Raw genomic sequence first — 3921 nt, 5'->3', positions numbered from 1 at the left:
ATCTAAAAGAAAAAGGTTTCATTGAGGGAGAATTTACTCCCGGAGCCTATGCTGCCTTTGCCATTTTGCCTCAACCCATTCATTTTGTTCGAGGCAAAATTACAACTAAAGGACAAGAGTATCTAGCGGGGTTAAAGCAAAATGAATCAGATTCGGAATAACTACCCCGTTAACAGTAAGTATTTTCCCTTCACAACAGGCATAGTCTAGAGCCTCGGCTTAAGCGCTTTGTTGTGGATAGAGAAACTCGTCGCCCGTTCAGTTAGAATCTTTGACTTGATCACCCGACTGTGGCTATGAGAAGTGAATCTTTCCTGAAAACGCTACGGAAGTCTTGGTTCACACGAAATACCATCGTTCGCAATTTGGAGTTTTTCCAGAACTTCATTATCATTTCCCTCTGTGTTGGCTTATTTTGTGTGATGTTAATTCGATTAGGAGAGATGTATGTCTCCCTCCTCAAGCCTCTAAATTTTCAGGTCATCACCTCTGATATCTTATTCATTCTGATACTGGTCGAGCTATTCCGGCTCTTAATTATCTATCTGCAAGAGCAGCGAATATCGGTAGGAGCCGCCGTGGAAGTTTCTCTGGTTTCTGCACTGCGCGAAGTCATTTTAAAGGGAGTACTCGATATTCCCATTGACCGCCTTCTAGGAGTTTGTGTGTTTTTGACTGTTCTGGCTGGATTGTTGTTGGTTCGGGTTTGGATGTTCCGACATTTAAGTCGTGGGAATTTGGCTAATTATGCCCCAGCTAATGGTAAGACTGAATCAACTGAACATCAAGAATTTCCAGAGGAACAGTACTCGTTTTAAAAGCCAGACTTCGCATTTCAAGTTGAAGTCCAAAAAACTAAGTAGTCGGACTTTAAGCTGTCATGCATTTAAATTGGGAATGGGTAGCGAGCAAGATGCAAAGCCTGCGGCATGGCTTCGCTAAACGCACTACGGCAAGGATTTTGGTTCATTCTGATCCTCTCTCCATTTAGGGGCGAAATCTACCCAAAATTACTCCCCAGCAGTCCTGGCGATCGCAGGCTCTTAAAAAAAATAATAAGCTGTATAACAGGTTTGGATTCCTGGTCATTCGTGTATGAGAATGATCATCAAAATTAAACAGGGAAGGTGAGCCTATAGAGGGTTTCATTTGCAATTTAGTCTAAACTCCAGATCAAACAAAGATCGGCTTTCCCTACTCTGAAGCAGGGAAATGCTAATTGTTGTTTAGAGAAATCCTGGTCATAATCCATTCATTGAACGGGTAAGTTGTTGTTTATTCTCCCGTTACTTAGCCATCAAACTCATCTTAAAACGTGAGAGGTGATCCCATGCAAACGGTAAAATGGTGGCAAAATGCTGTAATTTATCATATTGTTCCTCGCAGTTTCCTCGATACGAGTGGTGATGGTGAAGGGGATCTTAATGGCATTATCGCCAAGTTAGATTACATCGCTGCCCTAGGCGTAGATGCTATTTGGTTGTGTCCGATTTATGAATCACCACGGGAAGATTTGGGATATGACCCCACTGATTTGCGCTCCATCGATCCCATGTATGGCAGCTTGGAGGATTTCCAGCGATTACTTGCCCTTGCCCATGCACGGGGATTGAAAGTGATTGTTGACCAAATTTGGAGTCACACGTCAGATCGGCATCCCTGGTTTCAAGAAAGCCGCAGCAGTCGAGATAATCCTAAAGCGGACTGGTATGTTTGGGCTGATCCGAAACCAGATGGTTCGCCACCGAATAATTGGCGATCCGCTTTTCTGGGTGACAGTGCTTGGACGTGGAGTCCCGAACGCGGACAGTACTATTTCCATAACTTTCTCAAGAGTCAGCCGGATCTCAACTGGCATAATCCCGCTGTGATTGAAGCAGTTTTGGCAGAGGCGAGGTTTTGGCTGGAACTGGGGGTCGATGGGTTCCGTTTGGATGCGGTTAATTTTTACTTCCACGATCAAGAATTACGAGACAATCCCGTGCGCCCTGCTGATGCTTCTTTACCAGATGGCATATCTCCCAAAAACCCCTTTGCCCATCAACTGTTTAAGTACAACTTCTGTCGCCCGGAAACAATAGAAGTCCTCAAACACATCCGCGAGTTCGTCCAGGCGTATCCAGGTGTGATTACTCTAGGTGAAGTTACCCTGGCTGAGGATTCAATTGCCCTATCGAGTGAGTATGTTGGTGATCAGCGCTTGCATTTAGCGTACAATAGCGCCCTCTTATTTGACGAATCCATCAGCGCTACCCGCCTGTATCAAACATTGGAGAAAGTTCTCACTCACTTCCCCGATGGCGGGAATTGTTGGTGCGTCGGGAATCATGATTATGGTCGTTTGCGATCGTGCTGGACGGGTAAGGAGGCTTCGGGTAAACCTTACCCAGAGGGATTCTATCAGATGATGGTTGGGCTGCTATTATCCTTACCAGGAGCATTTTGTCTCTACCAAGGAGACGAATTAGGGTTGCCTGTCGCCAGAATACCCGAAGATATTCCCGTAGAAGAAATCAAAGACCCCTTTGGCAAAGCCCTTTACCCGATTCTCCCTGGACGAGATGGCTCGCGCACACCGATACCCTGGATAGCTGATTCCCTACATGGGGGCTTTACGACTGCCTCTAAGCCTTGGTTACCTGTCCCCCAATCCCATCGAGAACGGGCAGTTAATCTGCAAGACAATGAACCCAATTCTTTGCTCAATACCTGGCGTCGTTTTCTGCATTGGCGCAAACAGCAACCGGCTCTGATGAGAGGGGATTGTCAGATGCTCAAAACAGAGGAACCGATTTTCGGTTTGATTCGAGAAACGGAGGAGCAGCGGTTAATTTGTTTGTTCAATTTAAGTGAGATACCAACGGAGTACGATTTATCGCCGTATGCGGAGTGTCAGACAATTCGGGGTATAGATATGACCGCACAGCGGCAGGGCAATATTTTGAAAATTCCCGCTTACGGCACTTTTTTCGGTAATCTGCCTCCGGCAAAAGAAAATTATCCGCCCTTCAGTCCGCCTTTAGTTCAGGGCAGAAAAGGCGAGGGCGAATCTGATCGCGTGATGGCGTTGTCTTAGTTTTGCTAACGTTTCTGGCATCGGATTTGGTAAGCTATCACGCATTTAAATTGGGAATGGGTAGCGAGCTGGCTGGCTCGCATTACAACGATTTGGCAGTTATTGACATTAAGGTTTAAATGCCGAACAGCTTATCAAAGAGATCATTGGTCATGCTGACATGAAACCCCTCTCAGCATAGTTCTGGGAGGGGATTTTTGTCTTTATTTTCACCTCAAAGTCTGGCGACAAAACAAATGAAAGAAGTACCTGATTTAGCTGTCCTGCTGGTGACGTTTAAAAGTCGCTGTACTGATACCTGCTAGAGTCAGTAAGCCCAGAACGGTAGCGGGTTCGGGAACAGGGGTAGATTCTGAAACAGTCACAGTTGCGATCGCGGCAGTAGGATTTCCGACGGAGACTGACTCAACGCCATCCGTAAATGAAATAACCAGTAGAGCCTGTAAATCGAGAAGTTCATTGCCAGAACCAGAAATAAAGGAACCTTGATCGAGATTATCTGGATCAACGAAATCCATTCCTATGGGCTGATTGGGGGTACCATTCACGTAGAAACTCGGCTCAAAATCCGTTGTCGCGCCCTCCTCCTCAGAAGCAATGGAAAATGCGGATACGGCATCATTGCCACTCCAGTTCCATTCCCAAGCCTTCAACTCATCAGCCGACACAATGCCATCAGCCGCATCGTCTTCATCGGCGAAGATAGTACCAAAAATAGAGCCGCCGCCATCATCTTCCCACCAGCCGGTATATTCAATATCCCAGCTAAAGAGTGCAGCATTAGCAGGTGCAGCAAGTGCAGCCCAACCTAACGCCACTGTTGCAGCAAGAGCTAAGCGTTTCAT

Annotated in this window: 3 protein-coding genes; 2 read left to right on the top strand and 1 reads right to left on the bottom strand. The window is 46.3% G+C overall.

Going from position 1 to position 3921, the window contains the following annotated elements; genetic code table 11:
- The first annotated feature begins 296 nt into the window (after positions 1–296).
- Positions 297–818 carry a phosphate-starvation-inducible PsiE family protein gene (locus ACLFWI_RS28030; protein ID WP_446415662.1) on the top strand — a complete coding sequence of 174 codons (522 nt, stop codon included), beginning with the start codon at positions 297–299 and terminating at the stop codon, positions 816–818.
- 512 nt (positions 819–1330) lie between these two features.
- Positions 1331–3076 (top strand): alpha-glucosidase, encoded by a 1746-nt coding sequence (locus ACLFWI_RS28025; RefSeq protein WP_446415661.1) that lies wholly within the window; start codon positions 1331–1333, stop codon positions 3074–3076.
- 254 nt (positions 3077–3330) lie between these two features.
- On the opposite strand, the gene ACLFWI_RS28020 is transcribed toward ACLFWI_RS28025, so the two are convergent.
- Positions 3331–3921, bottom strand: a 591-nt coding sequence (locus ACLFWI_RS28020; protein ID WP_446415660.1) for a PEP-CTERM sorting domain-containing protein, incomplete at its 5' end; no start/stop codon positions are given.

It is taken from the genome of Coleofasciculus sp. (assembly GCF_046539235.1).
GTDB lineage: Bacteria > Cyanobacteriota > Cyanobacteriia > Cyanobacteriales > Coleofasciculaceae > Coleofasciculus.
The sequence above is the reverse complement of the archived record's forward strand: the minus strand, read 5'-3'. Positions and strand labels throughout refer to the sequence as shown.

Excerpts from the sequence above, each read along its gene's own strand:
- ACLFWI_RS28030 (WP_446415662.1), top strand. The coding sequence starts at position 297 with ATGAGAAGTGAATCTTTCCTGAAAACGCTACGGAAGTCTTGGTTCACA.
- ACLFWI_RS28025 (WP_446415661.1), top strand. The coding sequence starts at position 1,331 with ATGCAAACGGTAAAATGGTGGCAAAATGCTGTAATTTATCATATTGTT.